General features: G+C 64.8%; 2 pseudogenes. Both read left to right on the forward strand.

From position 1 onward, the window contains the following. Positions 1 to 627 (forward strand): annotated as a pseudogene (sucC, locus tag G5B56_RS19740) (succinate--CoA ligase subunit beta); the annotation flags it as partial. 18 nt (positions 628 to 645) lie between these two features. Further along, positions 646 to 748: pseudogene (locus G5B56_RS19745) on the forward strand (succinate--CoA ligase subunit alpha); the annotation flags it as partial.

The following is a 748-nucleotide window of genomic DNA, read 5'->3' on the forward strand; positions in this document are numbered from 1 at the left end:
GACGTGTTCCAGAAGCTCTACGCCTGCTACATGGCCAGCGACGCCAGCCTCGCCGAGATCAACCCGCTGATCCTCGAAGGCCACGGCGGCATCAAGGCGCTGGACGCCAAGTTCAACTTCGACGCCAACGCGCTGTTCCGCCATCCGGAGATCGTCGCCTACCGGGATCTGGACGAAGAGGACCCGGCCGAGGTCGAGGCCAGCAAGTTCGACCTCAGCTACATCAGCCTGGACGGCAACATCGGCTGTCTGGTCAACGGCGCGGGCCTGGCGATGGCGACGATGGACACCATCAAGCTCTTCGGCGGCGAGCCGGCGAACTTCCTGGACGTCGGCGGCGGCGCGAGTGCCGAGAAGGTCACCGAGGCCTTCAAGATCATGCTGAAGAACCCCGAGGTGAAAGGCATCCTCGTCAACATCTTCGGCGGCATCATGAAGTGCGACACCATCGCCGAAGGCGTCATCGCCGCGTGCAAGGCGGTGAACCTGCAGGTGCCGCTGGTGGTGCGCATGAAGGGCACCAACGAGGACCTGGGCAAGAAGATGCTGGCCGACTCGGGCCTGCCGATCATCGCCGCCGACACGATGGCCGAAGCCGCGACCGCCATCGTCGCCGCCGTCAAGTAACCCGCCGAGAGCACCCGCATGAGCATCCTGATCAACAAGGACACCCGCGTCATCACGCAGGGCATCACCGGCAAGACGGGCCAGTTCCACACCCGCATGTGCCGCGACTACGCCAACGGCC

It is taken from the genome of Rubrivivax sp. JA1026 (genome assembly GCF_011065555.1).
Classification (GTDB): domain Bacteria; phylum Pseudomonadota; class Gammaproteobacteria; order Burkholderiales; family Burkholderiaceae_C; genus Rubrivivax; species Rubrivivax benzoatilyticus.